This is a genomic window from Rhodococcus sp. NPDC057529, assembly GCF_042802055.1.
Classification (GTDB): Bacteria; Actinomycetota; Actinomycetes; order Mycobacteriales; family Mycobacteriaceae; genus Rhodococcus_F.
This window is the reverse complement of sequence record NZ_JBHVEY010000006.1, coordinates 311,693-332,860: the sequence shown is the minus strand read 5'-3', so window position 1 is coordinate 332,860 and position 21,168 is coordinate 311,693. Positions and strand designations below refer to the sequence as shown.

The following is a 21,168-nucleotide window of genomic DNA, read 5'->3' as shown; positions in this document are numbered from 1 at the left end:
GATGGCTTTGCGTCGGGTCGGTGCCGTGACGTTGACCGCACTCGCGGTCGTTCTGGCTCCCACCAGCACCGTGGTGGCGTCGGCCCAGGAACCCGTGCCGCCGGAGAGCGCCGGGACCCAGCTCGTCGACGAGGACCCCGAGTTCCTCGAACTGCACATCGACAACGTCACCCCGTCCACGGTGACCACCACCAGCGACCCGATCGTCACCGTCACGGGCTCGGTGAAGAACATCGGCGACCGCACGGTCCGCGACGTCAGCGTGCGGCTGCAACGCGCGCCGGCCGTCGCGAGCAGTGAAGGTCTCCGCACGTCCCTCACCCTCGATCAGTCCCGCTACGACACGGTCGGCATGTTCGACACGGTCGCGGGCCGCCTCGACGAGGGCCAGAGCAAGCAGTTCACGCTGTCGCTGCCGCTGCGTTCCGACACCGACCTCTCCCTCGACATCACCGAACCCGGCGTGTACCCGCTGATGGTGAACGTGAACGGCACCCCCGAGTACGGCGGGGCCGCGCGCCTCGACGACGCCCGGTTCCTGCTGCCCGTGTTCGGGGTCCCGGGCAGTCCGGCGGTACCCCCGGACATCTCCAGTCCCGTCGCCGTCACCATGATGTGGCCCCTCGCCGACCGCCCCCGACTCGCGGCGGGTGTCGCCGGCTCCGTCACCGAACCGGTGCGTCTCGTCGACGACGACCTCGCGACCTCACTGGACGACGGCGGCCGGCTCGACGAACTTCTGGGGGCGGCGGAGTTCGCCACCCGGGAGAGCGTCGACCGCGACCACACGCTGCGGGACAGTCTGTGCCTGGCGGTGGACCCGGACCTACTGATCACCGTCGAGAACATGACGCGCGGCTATCTGGTGGTGGACGACCCGTCCGATCCCACCGGTTCCGCGCACGAGGGTGCGGGCAAGGATGCCGCGTCGGCGTGGCTCGAGCGCGCCCGGACGCTGGCCGCGACGATGTGCACCACGTCGGTGCCGTTCGCGCAGGCCGACCTGTCCGCGATCACCGAGGTCGGGAACGCCGACCTCACCGCGACCGCCGTCGACGCCCCCGCCGACATCGTCGACAACGTGCTCGGTGTCACGTCGCTGCGCAACTTCGTGTGGAGCGACGCCGGCGTGCTCGACGATGCGACGGCGCAGATGCTCCGCGGAGACGACGCGACCACCGCGCTCGTGGCCGCGAATTCCGTCGACACGACCACCCCCCGCGACAGCGCCCACGTCATCGAGGCGACACCACCGCCCGCAGCCCCCGTCCCGGCGAACGGCGAGACCACCACACCGGCGGCCTCCGAGACCCCCGCGGCCACGGGGAGCGTCGACGCGCTGCTGTTCGATCCGTCCGTCGGCACGGCGCTCGCCGCGATGGGGACGACTCCGCAGACTCCGTCCTACACACCCCAGCGCGCCCGGTACGACCTCTCGGACGATTCCCAGACCGCCCGGCTGCAGGACGCGCTCGGCGCGGTGTCGTGGTCGGCCCTCGAACCCGAGGCCGCACGGGCCGCCGGCGTTCCCCGGTCGCTGATGGTGGTGCCGCCGCAGCTGTGGACGGCAGGCGCCGACGACGCGAAGACACTGCTGTCGACGGTGTCGACTCTGATGCGCTCGGGCCTGGCGACACCCCGGCCGCTGCCCGCGATGCTGGGACGTCAGCCCGGGTCACCCGAGGTCGCGAGCCTGGACTACCCGGATCAGGCCGCCGAGGACGGCGTCCCCGCCCACATCCGCGACGCCGCCGCCACGCAGATGCCCCGGATCGAGGCGCTGAACGCGGCGCTGGTCGACGACCCGCAGGCCCCGCTCACCCCGGAGCGGTTCACGGCACCGCTCCGCGAGGACCTGGTGCGGTCGATGAGCCTCGCGCATCGCCGCGACGACGAACGCCCGTCCGCGGAAGACGCGTCCGACACGCGCGCCGACGAGGTCGCCGAAACCATGGACGACATGTTCGGGGCCGTCACCGTCGTGTCGCCGGGCGGTGTCTACACGCTGGCGTCGGAACAGAGCCCGCTGCTGCTGGTCGCCAGAAACGACCTCCCGGTCGGGATCACCGTCCGCCTGCAGGTCGATGCGCCGTCCGGGATGACGATCACCGACATCGGCCCCACCACGCTGCCTCCGCGGGGCAGTCGCACCCTCACCGTTCCCACCGAGGCCAACGACTCCCGCAAGCTCGTCGTCAAATTCTCTCTGACCACCGCCGATGGACAGCAACTGGGAGAGCCGACCAGCGTGACGGTACGGTCCAACGCGTACGGGCAGGCGTTGGCGATACTGACAGCATGCGCGGGTGCTCTGCTGCTGTTCCTCGCCGGCCGCCGGCTGTGGCATCGATTCCGCGGCCAGCCGGATCCAGCTGACGAAGGGTACGAACGTTCATGACCGGGAACTTGCCCAGTAGGGGCCAGAGGCTTCCCGATCGCTCCCATCCCCGGGTCGCGCCGTGGGAGCGGGACCACTGGGCGCGGGAGATCCGGCCGGACGAGGCGCCGACGGTGCAGTTCGCGGCCATCCGGGTCGACCCGCCGCCGCCCCCGGTCCGCGACTCCGGGCCGTCGACGGCGCCGCAGAAGCAGAGCAACTCCCGCCTGCTGGCGTCCACCGGGTCGATCGCGGTGGCGACGCTCGTCAGCCGCATCACCGGTTTCGCCAAGCAGCTTCTCGTCTTGACGCTGCTGGGCGGGTCGGTGGCCAGCTCGTTCACCGTCGCCAGCCAGATCCCGAACATGATCTCCGAGCTGGTGCTGGGCGCCGTGCTCACCGCGATCGTGGTGCCCGTCCTGGTGCGCGCCGAACGGGAGGACCCGGACCAGGGTGCCGCGTTCGTGCGCCGCCTGTTCACCGCCACGTGTGTGCTGCTGGGAACGGCGGCGCTGCTGGCGACCGCCGCGGCACCCGTGCTCACCACCCACGTCTTTCTGTCGGCCGACGGCAAGGTGAACACGTCCCTCACCACAGCTCTGTCGTATCTGCTGCTGCCCGCGATCCTGTTCTACGGGCTGTCGGCGCTGCTCACCGCGATTCTCAACACCCGGCAGGTGTTCAAACCCGGGGCCTGGGCTCCGGTGCTGAACAACGTCGTGATGCTCACCGTGCTGGTGATCTACTACGCCACCCCGGGGGAGATCACCCTCGACCCGGTCCGGATGAGCGACCCGAAACTGCTGGTCCTCGGCGTCGGCGTCACGCTCGGTGTCGTCGTGCAGGCGATGAGCCTGGTGCCGGCGATCCGTCGCGAGGGCATCTCGCTGAAACCGCTGTGGGGTCTCGACGACCGGCTCAAGCAGTTCGGCGGCATGGCCGTCGCCATCATCCTGTACGTGCTGATCAGCCAGGCCGGCATGATCGTCGCCACCCGCATCTCGTCCCACGCGGACGCGTCGGGCCCCGCGATCTACAACAACGCGTGGCTGCTGCTGCAGTTGCCGTACGGCGTGCTCGGCGTGACGGTGCTGACGGCGATCATGCCGCGGCTCAGCCGCAACGCCGCCGCCGACGACACCCCCGCCGTGGTCGACGACCTGTCCGTCGCCACCCGGCTGACGATGATCTCCCTGATCCCGATCATCACGTTCCTCACGTTCGCCGGACCGGAGATCGGTCAGGCGCTGTACGGATACGGCAACTTCGGGTCCGGCGACGCCGAACGTCTCGGCGAGGCCGTCAGCTGGTCCGCGTTCACCCTCATCCCGTATTCGCTCGTCCTGATCCAGCTCCGTGTGTTCTACGCGCGCGAACAGGCGTGGACTCCCACGTGGATCGTCCTCGGCATCACCGCGGTGAAGATCGCGCTGTCCGCGCTCACCCCGATGATCGCCTCGAGCGACGACCAGGTGGTGATCCTGCTCGGCGTGGCCAACGGCCTCGGCTACATCACCGGCGCCCTCGTCGGCGGGTACCTGCTGCACCGCAGTCTCGGCAATCTCCAGATGGCGAACGTCGGCAAGACCGTGTGGGTGGTGGTCCTCGCCTCCCTCGCGGGCGCCCTCGCCATGCTCGGCGCCGACCGGCTGCTGCAACTCGACCGGCTCACCGACCTGTTCGGCGGATCGGGTTCCATGGTCCGCGTCGCCATCAGCGGCATGCTGATGCTCGTCGTCACGTTCGTGATCCTCTGGTTCGCGAAGATCCCCGAAATCGTCTCGATCACCGTCGCCGTCACCCGCAAGGTCCGCGCACTGCGCGGTCGCGGCGCCGCACCGGAACCGGAGGTCGACCCGCTCGCAGACGCCGAAACAGAACTGATTCCCGTGGTCCGTGCCACACCGCGCGACGTCGGGGGACAGCCGCGTGGTATCGAACGACCCGGTGGACTCCCGTACCCTGGACACGAGCGGGTCGGATCGCCGCCCGGTACTGGTCGGAGTTGGGCATTCGAAAATGAAGGAGTGAGGGTGAGCGACGACGACGTGGCCGGCAGCAAGAGAGCCGGGGGTTCTACGGTGCAAGCGTCCGAACGCGATTCGGCCGCCGCACCCAACGGCGTCGATGCCCCGACCACCCGGATCTCGTCCGAGTCGGCCTCCACCGACTCCGCGAAGTCCGACAAGAAGGCCGGCGCCGACGCACCCCGGAAGAACGACGCGGACGCTTCGCAGCAGAAGGCCGCCGACGCGTCCGCGGCCTCTGCCGGCACTCCGAAACCGGCGCAGAGCAAGGAGACCGGGGCCGACACCGGCAAGAACGCTGCGCCGAAGACGCCCGCCGAAAACTCCGGCGAGCCGTCCGCCGACGAGCGTCGAGACACACGTCACATGGGATCCGCACCCGCACGGGATCTCAGCTACGACACCGGCGTGATCCCGATCACACCCGCACCGGGTCGTGACCCCGGAGCGGGTCCGCGTCGTACTCCCCGTGGCCCCAAGCTCATTCCCGGCGCCTCCGTCGCCGGTGGCCGCTACCGCCTGCTGACCCCGCACGGCGGTTCGCGGGGACTGCAGTTCTGGCAGGCGCTGGACGTCAAGCTCGACCGCGAGGTGGCGCTGACGTTCGTCGACGCCGAGCAGCGCTCCACCTCGGCCGGTCCCGAAGGCCCCCAAGCAATTCTGTCGCGCACCCTGCGACTGGGCCGGATCAATTCGCCCGGTCTCGCCCGTGTCCTCGACGTGGTCCGGGGAAGCTCCGGCGGCATCGTCGTCGCCGAGTGGACGCCGGGCCGGTCGTTGCGGGAGATGGCCGACACCAAGCCGTCTCCGATCGGCGCCGCCAGCGCCATCCGCGCGCTCGCCGCGGCCGCCGAGACCGCGCACCGGGCCGGTGGGGCACTGTCCATCGACCATCCCGACCGTGTCCGGATCAGCATCAACGGCGATGCCGTGCTGGCGTTCCCGGCCACGCTCGCCGACTCCGACTCGAGTTCCGACGTGCGCGGACTGGGCGCCATGCTCTACGCGCTCATCACCGCCCGCTGGCCGCTCGGCGACCCGTCCGCTCCCGCGGATGACCCGTCGGGTTCGCAGCGGCCCGGCAGCGTCGGCGGTATGCGACTGGCCGACCGCGACTCCAGCGGGCAGCCCATCGGACCGCGGGTGATCCGGCCGGAGGTCCCGTTCGAGATCTCCGCGGTGGCCCTGCGTTCGCTCGAGCCGAACGGTGGAATCCGCACGGCGGCCACCGTGCAGCACATCCTCGATCAGGCGTCCGTCGTCAACGACAAGACCGAGTTCATCCCCGCGCTGCGGCTCGGGCAGCGGGGCCCCGGCCCGTCCGGTCACGCTCTCGCCGACCCGGAAGCGCTGGAGGCGGAGAAGAAGAAGTCCAACCGGATGATCGCCGCGCTCGTCGGCCTGGCGGTCGTCACGATCATCGTGCTGGCGCTGCTGGGATTCTGGCTCGCCACGTTCCTCACGGGCAGCAGTTCCGACGCGCCGCTCACCGAACAGGAATTCGGACTCACCACCTCGGCGGAGGCCCCACCGAACCCGGAGTCGCCCACCGCCGCGCCCGCCCCGGCGGCGAACGTCGCGCCGATCAGCCCCTCGGGGGCGACGGTGTTCTCGCCGCAGGGGACACCCGACTCCGCCGCCAACGCCCGGCTGGCGATCGACGGCAACACGTCCACCGTGTGGAGCACCGACTCGTACTTTCAGCCGTTCCCCGCGCTGAAGAACGGTGTGGGCCTGATGGTCACGCTGGACGAGCCGGCGACCCTGTCGAGTGTGTGGATCAACTCGCCAACCCCGGGCACCAACGTCGAGATCCGCAGCGCCCCGTCCGAGAACCCGACCCTCGACCAGACGCAGGTGCTCGGTTCGAAGGTCCTCGGCAACGGCGTCACCGAGATCCCGGTCAAGTCGGAGGGACCCACCAAGAACGTCCTGGTGTGGATCACCGGCCTGAGCAATTCGCGCGGCACGAATCAATCGTCCATCGCCGACATCGGTTTCAACGCCTCCACGTAGTCGGCACCCGGTGCTCGCGGACCGGCGATCTGAGCTAACATCCGCCGGTGCGAATCTTCCGGGGGGATTCCGAGGGTGAGCCCTCGGACGTCGACCTGTTGGCTGCGCACGTCGCCGGCGATCGGCACGCCTTCGAGACGCTGCTCGGACGGCATTACGACCACCTGTGGCACGTCGCCAAGCGCACCAGCTACACCACCGAGGACGCGGCGGACGCCCTGCAGGAGGCGCTGCTGTCGGCGCATCGCAACGCGGGCTCGTTCCGCCGGGATGCCGCGGTCCGGAGTTGGCTGCACACGATCGTCGTCAACGCCTGCCTCGACCGGATCCGGCGCAACAAGGCCCGTCCGGCGGTGTCCCTGTCCGCCGACGAGGACGACGAACCGCGCGACACCCGCGATTACGTCTCCGAGGTGGAGCTCAGTTTGGTGGTCGAGCGCGCTCTGGCGCAGCTCCCGCCGGATCAGCGGACCGCGATCGTGGCCGTGGACCTCGAGGGCCGGTCGACCAGCGAGGCCGCGGCGCTTCTCGGCGTTCCGGAGGGCACCGTGAAGAGCCGCTGCGCCCGCGGCCGGAAGAAGCTGGCCGCCTCTCTCGAATATTTTCGGGTGGAGGGGAACCGATCATGACTCCGCAGCGTCAAAACGTAAGAGGAGCGGGGAAGTGTCCCGACGTCCCGGGCCATGTCCCGGGACACGACGACTCGGTGAGGAGGTGCCATGGCCGACCGTGAATCCGGGCCGTCCGATGCCGCGCTGCCCGAACCTCCCTACTCCGAGGACCTACTCGCGGATCTGCATGCCGGGGTGCTGCCCGAGACGGTCAGCGATCGTCTGTGGCCGCTCGTTCGCAGCGACCCGCAGGCGATGGCCGTCATCGACGCCCTCGACCGGGTCACCGATCAGCTCGGTGCGCTCGGCCGCGATCATTCCGTCTCGACCCCGATTCCCGCCGGCATCGCCGACCGCATCAACCGCGCGCTCGCCGCGGAACGTGCCACCCCGGCCGAGGCCGCCCTCGTGCCGCTCGCCCGGCGGCGGAAGTGGGCTGCCGCGGCCGCGGGAACGTTCGCTGCGGCGGCGGCGGTCGTGGTGGCCGTCGCGGTCGTCGTTCCGGACGGCCGGGAGTCGAGTCCGCCGGCTGCGCTGCCCGGTTCCGAGACCTCGCAGGCACCGGCGGTCCTCGATCTGGGCTCGGACCTCGATTCCGGGCGCCTCCTCACCCTGATCGGATCGCGGCAGCTCGGACCGCTCGAGAATCCTGATCGGCTGGCAGAATGCCTGCGCGCCAACGGCATCGATCCGACCCGTGCGCTTCTCGGTTCCGGTGAGGTTCGCCTCGACGGCGTTCCCGGGGTTCTGCTGCTGGTGGCCGCGCCGCGTCCGCCGCAGATCACCGCCCTGGTGGTGGGCCGCGAATGCGGCGCGGGCGATCCGGCGACCATCGCGGTCACCGACATCGGTTGACCCTCAGTCCCTTTCGGGTTCCGAACGAGCGACCGGCACGAGTAGCTCGAGGATCTTCGCCCGCAGTGCCGGAGTATCGTCCTCCACGGCGATCAGGCTCGTGAACAGGGCCGCGCCCGCGGCGAGCACCAGCACGGCCGTCGCGGTGTTCGACTCCTCGGAGTCCGCGCTCCCGAACAGTTGAGTACTCGGACCGCTGAATCCCCGCCAGAGCGCGGTCCGGAGATCGTCGTGGTCCCGTATCGCGGCCAGCAGGCCCGGCGTGGCCGCCCGCACCTCCGGCCGTGAGAACAGTTCGGCGCTGCCGGTCACCACCCAGCGGATCCAGCCTTCGCGATCGGTGCCCTCGAACGGTGTGAGGTCGGGTGTCGCACCGAGGATCGCGTCGAGAACCAGGTGCGCCTTCGACGGCCACCGCCTGGTGATCGATGCCCTGCTCACCCCGGACCGCGTCGCGATGGCTCGCATGCTCAGTTGTTCCCAGCCCGACTCCACGAGCATCGCGCGGGTGACCGCGAGGACGTCGGTGTCGATCCGCGGGTCGCGGGGGCGGCCGGTTCCGGTTGCATTCATTGGTTCGAATTGTGGGACAGAAGTGCCGTCCGCGCTATATCGTACCCATTACGAGTCCAGTGGCACCGTAATTCGAACGAGGCGGATACATGAAGATCGCGGTCACCGGCGGCACCGGCTACGTCGGCGCCCACACCACACTGGCGCTGCTCGCCGACGGGCACACGATTCGACTGCTGGTCCTCCCCACCGAAACTCCCGACGCCCTGCTCGCGGCGGCCGGGGCCGACGCCGCGCGGATCGAACCGGTGGTCGGCGACATCCGCGACGCCGAGACGGTGACGCACCTCCTCGACGGCTGCGACGCCCTCCTCCACGCCGCCGGGGTGGTGGGCACCGACGACCGCCGCGAACAGTTGATGTGGGAAATCAACACGCAGGCCACCGCCGCGATCCTCACCCGCGCGGCCTTCCTCGGACTCGATCCGATCGTCCACGTCGCGAGTTTCAGCGCCCTGTTTCCGTCGCCCGACGCCGTCATCGGACCGGACAGTCCGACCGCGTCCGGCCGCAGCGCGTACGGCCGCACCAAGGCCGCCGCCGACCGCATCGCCCGCGCGCTCCAGGACGCGGGCGCCCCGGTCGTCATCACCTACCCGACCAGCGTCGTCGGCCCCGGCCTCGGAACCACGAGGGGGGTCACCGAACAGGGCTGGGGCGCGATCGTCGGCGGCGGGGTGGCGCCGCGATTCGACGGCGGCATGCAGATGATCGACGTGCGGGACGTGGCCGCCGTCCACGCCGCCGCGATGCACCCCGGCCGTGGTCCACGCCGGTACGTCTGCGGCGGCGAACTCGTCGAGTTCAATCAGCTCATCGACGTCCTCGAACACTCCTCGGGTCGTCGAATCCGGCGCATCCCTTTGTCGGGCAGCGCCTTTCGCACGATCGGGCGGATCGCCGACGTGATCGGCCGACTCACGCCGCTCAGCCCCGGGCTCGGATACGAAGCCGCCTGGCTCCTCACCTCGGCCACCCCCACCGACGACTCGAGAACCCGCGACGAACTCGGGCTCACCTGGCGCCCGGCCCGCGCGGCGCTGGCCGCGACCTTCGCCTGAGCACCCATCACTTCCCCCGAAGGCAGACCACCATGACCGTTCCACCACCGCGACCCGATATCTGGGAGCCGGCCCGCCTGGGCCCCCTGACGCTGCGCAACCGCATCCTGAAGGCAGCCACGTTCGAGGGCGTCATGCCACGCGGCCGCGTCACCGACCGGCTCGTCGACTTCCACACCGAGGTCGCTCGCGGCGGCGCCGCACTGACGACCATCGCGTACTGCGCCGTCTCACCCGGCGGACGCGTCCACGCGAACACCCTGGTGCTCGACCGCGACCGCGTCCCCGATCTGCGCCGGCTCACCGACGCCGTCCACGCCGAAGGGGGATTGGCCGCGGCCCAGATCGGTCATGCCGGTCTGGTCGCGAACACGCTGTCCAACCGCACCAGGACGCTGGCGCCGTCCACTCGGCTCAGCCCGCCCGCGATGGGGCTCGTGCGAGGTGCCACCCGGGACGAACTCGACGAGGTCACCCGCGACTTCGAGAACACGGCACGCAACGCCGTGGACGCCGGATTCGACGCGATCGAGGTCCACCTCGGCCACAACTATCTGCTCAGCTCGTTCATGAGCCCCAACCTCAACCGGCGCACGGACGAGTACGGGGGCAGCCTGGAGCGGCGGGCGGCGTTCCCACGCCGCGTGCTCGAGCGGGTGCGTTACGCCGTCGGCGACTCGGTGGCCGTCACCGCCAAATTCAACATGACGGACGGTGTCCCGAAAGGGCTGTGGCTCGACGACAGTCTCCGCATCGCCCAGCTCCTCGAAGCCGACGGGCACCTCGACGCGATGCAGCTCACCGGCGGCAGCTCGCTGCTCAACGGGATGTACTTCTTCCGCGGCGAAGTGCCGATGGCGGAATTCGTTGCCTCACAGCCGAAGCTGGTGGGCTGGGGGCTGAAGGTGTACGGGCCGAGGATCTTTCCGACCTACCCGTTCGAGGAGGCCTTCTTCCTGCCGATGGCCCGGCAGTTCCGCGACGCCCTGTCGATGCCGCTCATCCTCCTCGGCGGAATCAACCGGCTCGACACCATCGAGAACGCGCTCGGGGAAGGATTCGAGTTCGTCGCGATGGCCCGCGCCCTGCTCCGCGACCCGGACCTCGTGAACAAGTTCCGCGACCGGCACGTCGCCGAGGGACTGTGCATCCACTGCAACAAGTGCATGCCGACGATCTACACGGGCACGCGCTGCGTCATCCGGGAGACGCTGCGCTGATCACGTGGCCTGCGAGGGGAGCGACCGGTATCACCTGCAGTCCGGGAACAACACCCTTTAGTCTTGTGTTGATCCATACGACTGAGCACCCCCTCACTACTGGAAGGCCCGCATGACCACTCCATCGACGGTTCATGAACTCATCATCGTTGGTTCGGGACCTGCCGGATACACCGCTGCCGTCTACGCGGCGCGCGCGGAACTCGAGCCGTTGCAGTTCGAGGGGACCCAGTTCGGTGGCGCCCTCATGACCACCACCGAGGTCGAGAACTTCCCCGGATTCCGCGAGGGAATCATGGGACCCGACCTGATGGACCAGATGCGCGAGCAGGCCAAGCGCTTCGGCACCGACATCCGCACCGAGGACGTCGAGGAACTCGACCTCACCGGCCCGATCAAGAGGGTCGTCGTGAACGGCGAGACCTACCAGGCGCACGCGGTCGTGCTGGCGATGGGTGCCGCAGCCCGCTACCTGGGGATTCCCGGTGAAGAGAAGCTGCTGGGCCGCGGCGTCAGCGCCTGCGCCACGTGCGACGGATTCTTCTTCAAGGACCAGGACATCGTGGTGGTCGGCGGCGGCGACTCCGCCATGGAGGAGGCCACCTTCCTCACCCGCTTCGCCCGCAGCGTCACCGTGGTGCACCGCCGCGAGGAGTTCCGCGCGTCCCGAATCATGCTCGAGCGCGCCAAGGCGAACGCGAAGATCCGGTTCGTGACCAACGCAGCGCCCGTCGAGGTGCTGGGGGAGAACAGCGTCACCGGCCTCGTGATCCGCGACACCGTCACCGGTGAGACGTCCACGCTGGACGTCACCGGCATGTTCGTCGCCATCGGCCACGATCCGCGCAGCGAACTGGTCAAGGGTCAGGTCGACCTCGACGAGGCCGGCTACGTGGTCGTCAAGAACCCGTCCACCGCCACCTCGGTGGACGGCGTCTTCGCCGCAGGCGACCTCGTCGACCACATCTACCAGCAGGCGATCACCGCCGCCGGCACCGGATGTTCCGCGGCGATGGATGCCGAGCGCTGGCTGGCCGAGCGCGGCGACATCACGGCGAACACCGTCGCCGCCGCCGGCTCACCGGTCGACGCCTGAGCCGTCCACACACACCTACCCACCTCGAGTAAGGGAAATCCCCGTGTCGAATACCGTCACCATCACCGATGATTCGTTCCAGCAGGACGTCATTTCCAGCGACAAGCCCGTCCTCGTCGACTTCTGGGCCACCTGGTGCGGCCCCTGCAAGATGATCGCCCCCGTCCTGGAGGAGATCGCCGGTGAGCACAGCGACAAGCTGACCATCGCGAAGCTCGACATCGACGCCAACCCGGGCGCTGCCCGCGACTTCCAGGTCATGTCGATCCCGACGCTGATCCTGTTCAAGGACGGCAAGCCGATCAACACGATCGTCGGCACCAAGGGCAAGGCTGCGCTGCTGAAAGAGCTCGCCGACGTTCTCTGATCGACACCCGAACACCCAGCGCGATTCCCGATTTTGTGGGAATCTCTGAGACAATCGATCGATGTGCTCCAGTCGCATCAGCTAGACCGACCGGGCACATCGATCGTTTTGTTTGTACCGAGAATCGTATTTCTCGTTGATTCGGACTGAGAGGCCCTGAAACATGCACCGACTCCGTCACGGCGACCATGGTCCGGCCGTCGCTGAGATTCGGGGCACGCTGGCCGGTCTCGGTTTCCTGCACAACGGTGTCCCCGGCACCCGGCGTGACAACACCAACGGAACTCACTGGATCGCCCCCGACGCCGTCTTCGATCATCACCTCGACAGCGCCGTACGGGCCTTCCAGCAGCAGCGTGGGCTCCTCGTCGACGGAATCGTGGGTCCGGCCACCTACCGATCCATGAAAGAGGCGTCGTACCGCCTGGGCGCGCGCACGCTGATCTATCAGCTGTCCGCACCGCTCTACGGCGACGACGTCGCCACCCTGCAGACCCGCCTGCAGGACCTCGGTTTCTACGTCGGCCGCGTCGACGGCTTCTTCGGCCCGCAGACCCACGACTCCCTGTCCTCGTTCCAGCGTGAGATCGGTATCGCCGCCGACGGCATCTGCGGTCCCGCCACCCTGCGGTCGCTCGAATTGCTCGGCACCCGCGTCACCGGTGGGTCCCCGCACGCGATGAGCGAAGAGGAAATGGTCCGCAGCTCCGGACCGCAGCTGAGCGGCAAGCGGATCGTCATCGATCCGGGCCTCGGCGGCAACACCTACGGGACCATCGTTCGTTCCCCGTACGGCACGATCTCGGAGTCCGACATCCTGTGGGACCTCGCCAGCCGCCTCGAAGGGCGCATGGCCGCCACGGGAATGGAGACGTTCCTGTCCCGCCCGCACCACGAGAACCCCACGGACATCGAACGCGCATCCACGTCGAACGCCTTCGATGCCGACCTGATGATCTCGCTGCGCTGCGACGGGAACACCAGCCCGTCCGCGAACGGTGTCGCGAGCTTCCACTTCGGCAACTCGCACGGTTCGACGTCGATGATCGGTCAGGTTCTCACCGGATTCATCCAGCGGGAGATCGTGGCACGCACGCCGCTGCAGGACTGCCGCACCCACGGCCGCACCTGGGATCTGCTGCGCCTGACGAACATGCCGACCGTGCAGATCGACCTCGGGTACCTCACCAACGACCTGGACGCCGCGGTGCTCTCCAACCCGCGGGCGCGCGACGCCATCGCCGAGGCGATCCTCATCTCCGTGAAGCGTCTGTACCTGCTCGGTCAGGACGATCAGCCGACCGGAACGTTCACGTTCGCGGAATTGCTCGCCGAAGAGCTGTCTTCCTCCGAACGTTCCTGACCTTCCGACGAGCGCTCAGTGCGCTCCGACGGGCGTGCGCTCTCCGATATCGACCATGCTCACCGATGCGGTGTGGATGAGACGCTCCAGCGCGGCCTCCACGTCTTCCTTCCACCCGTGATCCCGGTTCAGTTCGAGCCGCAGTCGCGGGAACCGGTGGTGTGGCGCGACGATCTCGAAACCGTTGTCCTCGAGGAAGGTCGCCGGAATCATGCACTCCTCGGGGGAGCACTCGCGAGCAGCGGTGGCCGAGGCCAGTCCCATCGTGTCGATCGGCCCGGTGCCCTCCGTGTCGCGGATCCCGAAAGCCTCGAGGGCGCGAACACCGCGGCGCACCAGATCGGCCACGACCGCTTGGATCAACGTGGTTCCGAGGTTCTGTTCCTCGCCGGCCGGCTCGAGCCGGAGACTCGTGAGGAGGACGGCATCGGCACCGACCGGAGCGGTCGGGAGTAACTGCGCGCGGGGCACGGTCCGTGGGGGAGCGTAGAGAGCGCTGCCGACCGGCTTCCCGTCCATGACGGCAACCTGCCCGCACGATCCCCATTCGAGCATGACCATCGACAGCCAGGCTTCCTTTTCGAATTCCTGGTCGCAGAATCCGCGTGAACTGTGGATCGCTGCCGGATCCATCTCCCAGAAGACACAGCGACGGGCATGGGCGGAGAGTTTGTCCAAGCCGTCGAGAGTGAGCGATGTGACGTGAGTCGACACTGGCTAGCTCAGCCTCCAAATGTCACTACCGCAGATCATTCGACATCCTCTGGTATTCAATGTGTTTCGCCCCCGATAGTTCTGCTGGAATCGGTCCGCCGGCGGCCGCTGTCACAGTGACGGATCATCCGCGGGTACTTCTACCTCTCTCAGGCGCTCACGAATCGGCCTTCTGTGCCTCCATCATTCCAACGATCCTCTGAAGATCGTCCACCGAACCGAACTCGACCACAATCTTTCCCTTGCGCTTGCCGAGGCTGACCGTGACCCTCGTGTCGAACGAATCGGACAACCGCTCGGCGACGTCCTGCAAGCCAGGCATCTGGATCGGCTTGCGTCGCTGGACGGGCTGCGCCTGATCGTCGCTGCGGTTGGCGAGCGTCACCGCTTCCTCCGTCGCGCGAACCGACATGCCCTCGGCGACGATGCGGGCCGCCATCACTTCCTGCGCGTCGGCACCCGCCTCCAGCGACAGCAGCGCCCGAGCGTGACCTGCGGACAGCACACCCGCCGCGACGCGTCGTTGCACGGGAATCGGCAACTTCAGCAGTCGGATCATGTTCGTCACCACGGGACGCGAGCGGCCGATCTTCGCCGCCAGTTCCTCGTGGGTCACCTCGAACTCTTCGAGCAACTGCTGGTACGCCGCAGCCTCTTCGAGAGGGTTCAACTGGACGCGGTGGATGTTCTCCAGCAGCGCGTCGCGGAGCATGGCGTCGTCGCCGGTCTCACGAACGATGGCCGGGATCGTCTCCAGCTCCGCTTCCTGGCTGGCCCGCCACCGGCGCTCGCCCATGACGAGTTGGAACTTGCCGTCGTCGAGAGGGCGCACCACGATTGGCTGCATCAGACCGAACTCGCGGATCGAGTGGACGAGTTCCGCGAGAGCGTCGTCGTCGAACACCTGACGCGGCTGCTTCGGGTTCCGCTCGATCAGGTCGGGAGCGATTTCCCGGTACACCGCACCGGTGGGGGAGGGGAGGGGTTGGGCACCATTTCCAGCGGTACCGTCGGCGCCGCCTCTCTCTCCATTGTTTCCCGTGGACGCGGGAGCGGCCTCCTTGTCGGTCGCAGAATCCGACGAGTTCGGTGCGGGCGCGGTCAGCACGTTGCGCCGGTCAGTTCCGATCACGACGTCGGCGGCGGCGTTTCCCAACCCCGGTCCGGTCGTGGTCGGCCCGGTAGGAATGAGCGCAGCCAGTCCACGGCCAAGTCCACCCTTACGCGTCTGACTCATCGCTGCTCCTGCTTCGTGACGTGCGCGGTGCGTGCTGCGAGTTCACGTCCCGCATCGAGGTAACTCATGGCGCCCCGCGAACCGGGGTCGTAATCGAGCACGGTCATCCCGTACCCGGGGGCTTCGGACACCTTGACGCTGCGCGGAATGACAGCGCGGAGGACCGCGTCCCCGAAGTGGGTGCGAACCTCCTCGGCCACCTGGTCCGCCAACTTCGTGCGGCCGTCGTACATCGTGAGAAGGACCGTCGACACGTGAAGGTCGGGGTTGAGATGCGCCTGCACCAGTTCGATATTCCGCAGCAGCTGTCCCACGCCCTCGAGTGCGTAGTACTCGCACTGGATCGGGATCAGCACCTCCTTGGCGGCGACCATCGCGTTCACCGTGAGCAGTCCGAGCGACGGCGGGCAGTCGATGAGGATGAAGTCGGCGTCCACCTCGCCGAGCGCCTTCTCGGACAGCGCACCCTTCAGCCGTCCCTCGCGGGCCACCATGGAGACGAGTTCGATCTCCGCGCCGGCGAGGTCGATCGTCGCCGGGATGCAGAACAACCGGTCGTTGTGCGGACTCTTCTGGATCGCCTCCGCGGCCGTCACCTCACCGAGCAGAAGCTCGTAACTGGACGGCACACCGGAGTGGTGGGCGACGCCCAACGCGGTGCTCGCGTTGCCCTGCGGGTCGAGATCGATCACCAGAACGGTCAGCCCCTGAACCGCGAGAGCGGAGGCGAGGTTGACGGCACTCGTCGTCTTGCCGACGCCGCCCTTCTGGTTGGCGATGGTGAGGATCCGCCGTTCGGGTGGTTTCGGCAGGCCCACCGAGTGTGGGTGCAGCACCTGGCTCGCGCGGTGCGCGGCCGCACCGATCGGAGTCTCCTCGACGGAGATTCCGTTGTAGGGGGCCGTGAATCCGTCGTCTCCGTTCCCGGAGTTCGTCGCCTGGTCGGATTGATGGTCGGTTTCACGTGAAACTGTTTCACGTGAAACGGCGGATTCAGGCCCACCCGACATTGACTACTCCTTCGATTGGGAATCGCTCGTTACTCGACATACTCACTCCCTGGTCCACCGTGCTCATCGTCATCGACGCTGACGGCGTTTCGGCAAACGTTCTGCCCGAACGACAACGGTGGGGACAGGAAGCAGGCCCACTCCGCATTCCACGATATCCAGCTTGCCAGCACCCAACCGAGTCAGGGAAGCGCGATCACGGGAAATCTCTTCGGCGGCGCTCGAACCTTTCAATGCGAGCATTCTCCCATGCTCGTGGATCAGCGGCAGCGACCACTTGGCCAACTTCTCCAGCGGTGCCACCGCACGGGAAGTGACGACGTCGGCGCCGCCGGCTTCCTTCACCACGCCGGACTCCTCGGCACGCCCTCGGACGACGAGCACGTCCAGACCGTTCGACTCGACGAACTCCGCGAGATACACCGACCGCCGCAGCAACGGCTCCACCAACGTGATGCGGAGATCGGGCCGGGCGATTGCGAGTGGGATGCCGGGCAACCCGGCCCCGCTTCCGACATCGACGACCGACTCACCCTCAGCGATCAACTCGCCGACGACGGCACAGTTGAGTAGGTGACGTTCCCAGAGCCTCGGAACCTCGCGCGGTCCGATCAACCCCCGCTCGACACCGTCGGTCGCCAACGACTTGTAGTAGCGCTCCGCAATATCGAATCGTTCACCGAACACCTGGCGTGCCGCCGCTTGTTCGTCCCATTCGGCCGGCTCTCCAGCATTCGGTTCCACGTGAAACATCCTCCCGCGAATAACGCGAAATCAACAAACACAGCCTCTCCATTATCCGCCCTCGGCCACGACTATGTCCCTCAACTCGAACGCGCAACGCCGGACAGTGTCGAGCAGCACCCCCTTCCGGTGGGGGAGGGGAGGGATGCTGCGCCGCCGTCGGCTGTTGATGAACGACACCGCGTCGGGGTCGCCCACGGAATGTTTCACGTGGAACCGCAGCGGCGAGCGCGGTGTCGTGGAACGGTCAGGTCGCCTGGGTCGCGACGGCACTGATTCTCGTTCCTACCCGGCCGACCGCGTCATCTCGATGGAGCAGAGTTCACCGCGGCAGTCGAATCGCCGAGCAGTTTCACGTGGAACATCGGGGCGGTGTTTCACGTGGAACACACTCTGGGGGACCGGGGCGCCCGCATCTCACGAAGGTCAGTCGAGCCTGGTGCGCCCTTCATCGAAATTTCGATTTCGCACCCATGACTCCGATTTCGTAATCATCACAGTGACGAAACTCCTGGGTGTGGTTGGGTGGGTGAAACTACAACCTAAATTCGGCCAGAAAGGGCCCAAACAACGACTGTCGCCGACCCATATCGATCGTCCGTCAGACACTGGTATCCGGAAAAGAATGATGCTCGTGAGCGACGAGCCAACGACCGTCTTCCTTCCGCAATCCGACGGTGAGCCGAAGACGGTTCTCCGGATTGTCGGCGAGCTCCGCTTCCGTTCCGCACCGGAGGAGCGCATGGGCGAACGCGACATCCTCGCCCGCGGTCACATCCAATGACACCAACTCAAACCTGGCACCACTCGACTGCCATTCGAAGAATGGTGGCCACGTCTCGCGATACTCCTCGATTCCGCGTGCGCCCTCGTAGGGCAGTGGCACGTCGAACATCACGATGTCATCGGAGTGGTCCGCGAGAACCCCCGTCATGTCACCACCGTGCACAGCCTCGGTCCACCGCTCGATCAGATTCCGGATCTGTCGTTCGTCCTCGCTCATCAGTCACTCCGTCCAGTCGACGCCACTGCTCGGCCCCTTCGATGATGTGGACTTCGCGAAGCGTCGAAACTCATCGCCCGACACACGTGAGTCTCGAGCGGGGACTCGAGCACCTACCGAGCCGCTCGACTTCGGGACCGCGAAAGAGATGTGGCCCAACGCGGGTAGGCCGGCGGTAACTCCAATCCGCCGATGCGCAGTCGCGGCGCAAGCTTCGACGGAGAACATCCCGTCGTCCCTCCCGGCCGACTCGAGTCCGATCAGCAGGCACGGGAACTTACTCGAGTTCCGACACCGCGCCCAGGCGCCCCACTGCGCGACGTGGGCAGCCGACACCGGCCTCTCGGCGGGGGAGGGGAGGGGTCTGTGTTTCACGTGAAACGAAACGCACCGAGAGTGACGGGACGCGACAAGGGAACAGAAAAGAGGCGGGGCTCCCGGAAGTGAATCCGGAAGCCCCGCCTCGGTGGTGCGTGTGTGGATCAGTCCTTGATGACGACCACGCGGCGCGACGGTTCGGCGCCCTCGCTCTCGCTCGATACGCCGTCGACCTTCGCGACCGCGTCATGAACGATCTTGCGCTCGAACGGCGTCATCGGAGCGAGCTCCTCGCGTTCACCACTCTCGAGGACGCGACGTGCCGCCGAGGAACCCAGCTCGGTCAGTTCGGCGCGCCGGCCGGCACGCCATCCGGCGATGTCCAGCATCAGTCGACTGCGTTCGCCCGTGGTCTGCTGCACGGCGAGGCGCGTGAGTTCCTGCAGTGCGTCCAGCACCTCACCCTTGCGCCCGACCAACTTGGTGAGATCGTCCCCACCGTCGATGCTGACAACAGCGCGGTCACCCTCGACGTCCAGGTCGATGTCGCCGTCGAAGTCGAGGACGTCGAGCAGCTGCTCCAGGTAGTCGCCGGCGATTTCCCCTTCCTCGATCAGGTAGTCGTCAGAATCGGAATCCACCTCGGTGTCCGGGTTCTGCGTCGGTGCAGTCACGTCTGTCTCATCTCCGTCCACTGCGATGTCAGGCTCACTAGCCATGCTCGTTCTCTTTTCTGAATCAGCGCCGCTTGCGCTTGGGGGACTTTCCGCGGTTGGACTGGGGGCGGGCACCGGGCTTCGGCTTCGACGCCGAACCGTCCCCGCTCGGCTGATCGGAGACGTCGCCTTCGATGATCTCCGGATCCGAGGAAGAACCGTCCGTTGCGGTCGCGGACTTCTTCTTCTTGGTGAGATCGGGACGTGCACCGGGCTTCGGAGCATTGTCCGCCCGGCGTGCGATGGCAGCCTGCTTCTTCTCTTCCTCTTCTTGGTCGATGCGACGGAAGACGATGTGCTGCTGCCCGTACGTCCAAATGTTGTTACTCACCCAGTACAGAAGGATCGCGATGGGGAGGAACGGACCACCGACGAGCACACCGAGCGGGAAGACCCACAGCGCGAGCTTGTTCATGATCGCCGACTGCGGGTTCGCGGCGGCCTCGGGGCTCTGGCGCCCGACGGAGGCACGCGAGTTGAAGTGAGTCGCGATGCTGGCGATGACCATCAGCGGAACCGCGACAACCGCGATGTTCAGCACCGTGGGGATCGGGCCGTACGCAGCGAACGCGTCGAGCTGCTCCTTCGGCATGGTGATCCACGCCGAGATGGGGGCGCCGAACAGACGGGCACTCAGGAAGGACTGCACGTCCTCGACGCTGAAGAAGTAGTTCGGCGTGTTCGCGTTGGCCTCGACCGACATGCCGAGCTGCCCGAATCCGGTGCCGGTGCGGTTGAACGAGCGAAGCACGTGAAACAGGCCGATGAAGACCGGCGCCTGCGCGAGAACCGGGAGGCAGCCCATGATCGGGTTGAACCCGTGCTCCTTCTGGAGCTTCTGCATCTCGACGGCCTGCCGCTGGCGGTCACCGGAATACTTCTTCTGCAAAGCCTTGATCTGCGGCTGAAGTTCCTGCATCTGGCGCGTCGTGCGGACCTGCTTGACGAACGGCTTGTACAGAACGGCACGCAGCGTGAACACGAGGAACACCACGGACAGTGCCCAGGTGACACCGCTGTCCGGTCCGAGGAAGGGAATGGCACCGAAAATCTTGTGCCAGACCCACAGGATCCCGGACACCGGATAGTAAATGAAGTCGAGCACGGCTCTATGTACTCCTCTGTTCGTCCACGTTCGCCGGACAGCAACGACGGCTACCCGCATGACGGTCGTGACGGGCAGGGACCGGGTCCCACCCTCCAGGGTGCCAGGGGGCACACTTCGCCAACCGAACCACCGTCAAGAAAAGGCCTTTGATCGCCCCGTGGGTGCGCAGGGATTCCACTGCGTACTCGCTACAGGTCGGCATGAACCGGCAGGTCGGCAACCGCAGGGGCGACACATACGTCCGGTAGAGCTCGATGAAGAAAATGAGAGTGCGCGCCGGTAACGCACGGACCGATTTCCACGCGGAAGAGGCCGAGGAGCTGTCCTCGGCCGTGTCGGTGCGCGACTCGTGGAGTGCGCTTTTCATGTGGAGTTACTCACGGGCGCAAGAAGGTCCAATCGAAGGAGACCTGCACGGAGTTGCTTCTCCAGGTCCCGGCTACTTGCAGTCGCAGCTCCCGGGAGAGCGCGAATCACCACATCGGTTCCTGATGGAACACCATCCACGAGGTCGATGCAGATATGACGAAGCCGGCGTGCGACTCGATGTCGAATCACCGCCGGCCCGACAGCCTTACTCACAACCAGTCCGAATCGCGGACCGCCGCTACTCACCAGCTCATCTGCCTGTGCACGGTCGAACGCGTGCACAACCAGATCGCGTCTTCCCATCCGACGACCACGTCGCACAGTCAACGAAAAATCTGAATGACGACGCAATCGGTGCGGCTCAGGCAACACCCCGAGCTCCC

19 protein-coding genes are annotated in these 21,168 nt (G+C 67.2%); 9 read left to right on the top strand and 10 right to left on the bottom strand.

What is annotated here, in order from left to right; all coding sequences use genetic code 11:
• Position 1 precedes the first annotated feature (1 nt).
• The 4 genes from ACFU5V_RS14630 (at position 2) to ACFU5V_RS14615 (ending at position 7,886) form a co-directional block, all read left to right on the top strand.
• Entirely contained in the window at positions 2-2,398 is a 2,397-nt protein-coding gene (locus tag ACFU5V_RS14630) for a DUF6049 family protein (protein ID WP_378430750.1), read from the top strand.
• Between the two features lie 113 nt (positions 2,399-2,511).
• Positions 2,512-6,420, top strand: a complete 3,909-nt coding sequence (gene murJ, locus ACFU5V_RS14625) for a murein biosynthesis integral membrane protein MurJ (RefSeq protein WP_378700176.1) — start codon at positions 2,512-2,514, stop codon at positions 6,418-6,420.
• A gap of 47 nt (positions 6,421-6,467) precedes the next feature.
• Positions 6,468-7,049: an RNA polymerase sigma factor SigM gene (gene sigM, locus ACFU5V_RS14620; protein WP_005263510.1), complete on the top strand. Its 582-nt coding sequence runs from the start codon at positions 6,468-6,470 to the stop codon at positions 7,047-7,049.
• Positions 7,050-7,139: 90 nt separating this feature from the next.
• The gene (locus tag ACFU5V_RS14615) at positions 7,140-7,886 is read left to right on the top strand and encodes a hypothetical protein (RefSeq protein WP_378700076.1); all 747 of its coding nucleotides are present in this window, start codon (positions 7,140-7,142) and stop codon (positions 7,884-7,886) included.
• Between the two features lie 3 nt (positions 7,887-7,889).
• Here ACFU5V_RS14615 and ACFU5V_RS14610 read toward each other — a convergent pair whose 3' ends face one another.
• Positions 7,890-8,459 (bottom strand): helix-turn-helix domain-containing protein, encoded by a 570-nt coding sequence (locus ACFU5V_RS14610; RefSeq protein WP_378700074.1) that lies wholly within the window; start codon positions 8,457-8,459, stop codon positions 7,890-7,892.
• A gap of 89 nt (positions 8,460-8,548) precedes the next feature.
• On the opposite strand from ACFU5V_RS14610, the gene ACFU5V_RS14605 reads away from it, so the two are divergent.
• The 5 genes from ACFU5V_RS14605 (at position 8,549) to ACFU5V_RS14585 (ending at position 13,566) form a co-directional block, all read left to right on the top strand.
• Positions 8,549-9,520: an NAD-dependent epimerase/dehydratase family protein gene (locus ACFU5V_RS14605; RefSeq protein ID WP_378700072.1), complete on the top strand. Its 972-nt coding sequence runs from the start codon at positions 8,549-8,551 to the stop codon at positions 9,518-9,520.
• Positions 9,521-9,552: 32 nt separating this feature from the next.
• Entirely contained in the window at positions 9,553-10,740 is a 1,188-nt protein-coding gene (gene nox, locus ACFU5V_RS14600; RefSeq protein WP_378700070.1) for a 4,4'-dithiodibutanoate disulfide reductase, read from the top strand.
• A 112-nt stretch (positions 10,741-10,852) separates the two neighbouring features.
• Entirely contained in the window at positions 10,853-11,836 is a 984-nt protein-coding gene (gene trxB / locus ACFU5V_RS14595; protein WP_378700068.1) for a thioredoxin-disulfide reductase, read from the top strand.
• Between the two features lie 43 nt (positions 11,837-11,879).
• Positions 11,880-12,203: a thioredoxin gene (gene trxA / locus ACFU5V_RS14590; protein ID WP_005249122.1), complete on the top strand. Its 324-nt coding sequence runs from the start codon at positions 11,880-11,882 to the stop codon at positions 12,201-12,203.
• 163 nt (positions 12,204-12,366) lie between these two features.
• A complete protein-coding gene (locus tag ACFU5V_RS14585) occupies positions 12,367-13,566 on the top strand; it encodes an N-acetylmuramoyl-L-alanine amidase (protein WP_378430744.1) in 1,200 nt (399 codons plus the stop codon).
• A gap of 15 nt (positions 13,567-13,581) precedes the next feature.
• Here the strand turns inward: ACFU5V_RS14585 and ACFU5V_RS14580 are convergent, their stop codons facing one another.
• The 9 genes from ACFU5V_RS14580 to rnpA all read right to left on the bottom strand — a co-directional run bounded on the left by ACFU5V_RS14580 (position 13,582) and on the right by rnpA (position 21,157).
• Positions 13,582-14,280 (bottom strand): GNAT family N-acetyltransferase, encoded by a 699-nt coding sequence (locus ACFU5V_RS14580; RefSeq protein ID WP_378430743.1) that lies wholly within the window; start codon positions 14,278-14,280, stop codon positions 13,582-13,584.
• Positions 14,281-14,437: 157 nt separating this feature from the next.
• Positions 14,438-15,517: a ParB/RepB/Spo0J family partition protein gene (locus ACFU5V_RS14575; RefSeq protein ID WP_378430742.1), complete on the bottom strand. Its 1,080-nt coding sequence runs from the start codon at positions 15,515-15,517 to the stop codon at positions 14,438-14,440.
• On the bottom strand, positions 15,514-16,527 hold the full coding sequence (locus ACFU5V_RS14570; RefSeq protein ID WP_378430741.1) for a ParA family protein: 1,014 nt from the start codon (positions 16,525-16,527) through the stop codon (positions 15,514-15,516). The genes ACFU5V_RS14575 and ACFU5V_RS14570 overlap by 4 nt, the downstream gene beginning before the upstream one ends.
• 69 nt (positions 16,528-16,596) lie before the next feature.
• Positions 16,597-17,280 carry a 16S rRNA (guanine(527)-N(7))-methyltransferase RsmG gene (rsmG, locus tag ACFU5V_RS14565; protein ID WP_012690670.1) on the bottom strand — a complete coding sequence of 228 codons (684 nt, stop codon included), beginning with the start codon at positions 17,278-17,280 and terminating at the stop codon, positions 16,597-16,599.
• 592 nt (positions 17,281-17,872) lie between these two features.
• Positions 17,873-18,277, bottom strand: coding sequence for a nuclear transport factor 2 family protein (locus tag ACFU5V_RS14560; RefSeq protein ID WP_378430754.1), 405 nt, complete (start codon positions 18,275-18,277; stop codon positions 17,873-17,875).
• Positions 18,278-18,756: 479 nt separating this feature from the next.
• Positions 18,757-19,311, bottom strand: a complete 555-nt coding sequence (locus tag ACFU5V_RS14555) for a protein jag (RefSeq protein ID WP_378700066.1) — start codon at positions 19,309-19,311, stop codon at positions 18,757-18,759.
• 19 nt (positions 19,312-19,330) lie between these two features.
• Entirely contained in the window at positions 19,331-20,413 is a 1,083-nt protein-coding gene (gene yidC, locus ACFU5V_RS14550) for a membrane protein insertase YidC (RefSeq protein WP_378700064.1), read from the bottom strand.
• Between the two features lie 4 nt (positions 20,414-20,417).
• Positions 20,418-20,783 carry a membrane protein insertion efficiency factor YidD gene (gene yidD, locus ACFU5V_RS14545; protein ID WP_378430738.1) on the bottom strand — a complete coding sequence of 122 codons (366 nt, stop codon included), beginning with the start codon at positions 20,781-20,783 and terminating at the stop codon, positions 20,418-20,420.
• A complete protein-coding gene (gene rnpA, locus ACFU5V_RS14540) occupies positions 20,780-21,157 on the bottom strand; it encodes a ribonuclease P protein component (RefSeq protein WP_378700062.1) in 378 nt (125 codons plus the stop codon). Before rnpA ends, yidD begins: the two co-directional genes overlap by 4 nt.
• Positions 21,158-21,168: the final 11 nt, after the last annotated feature.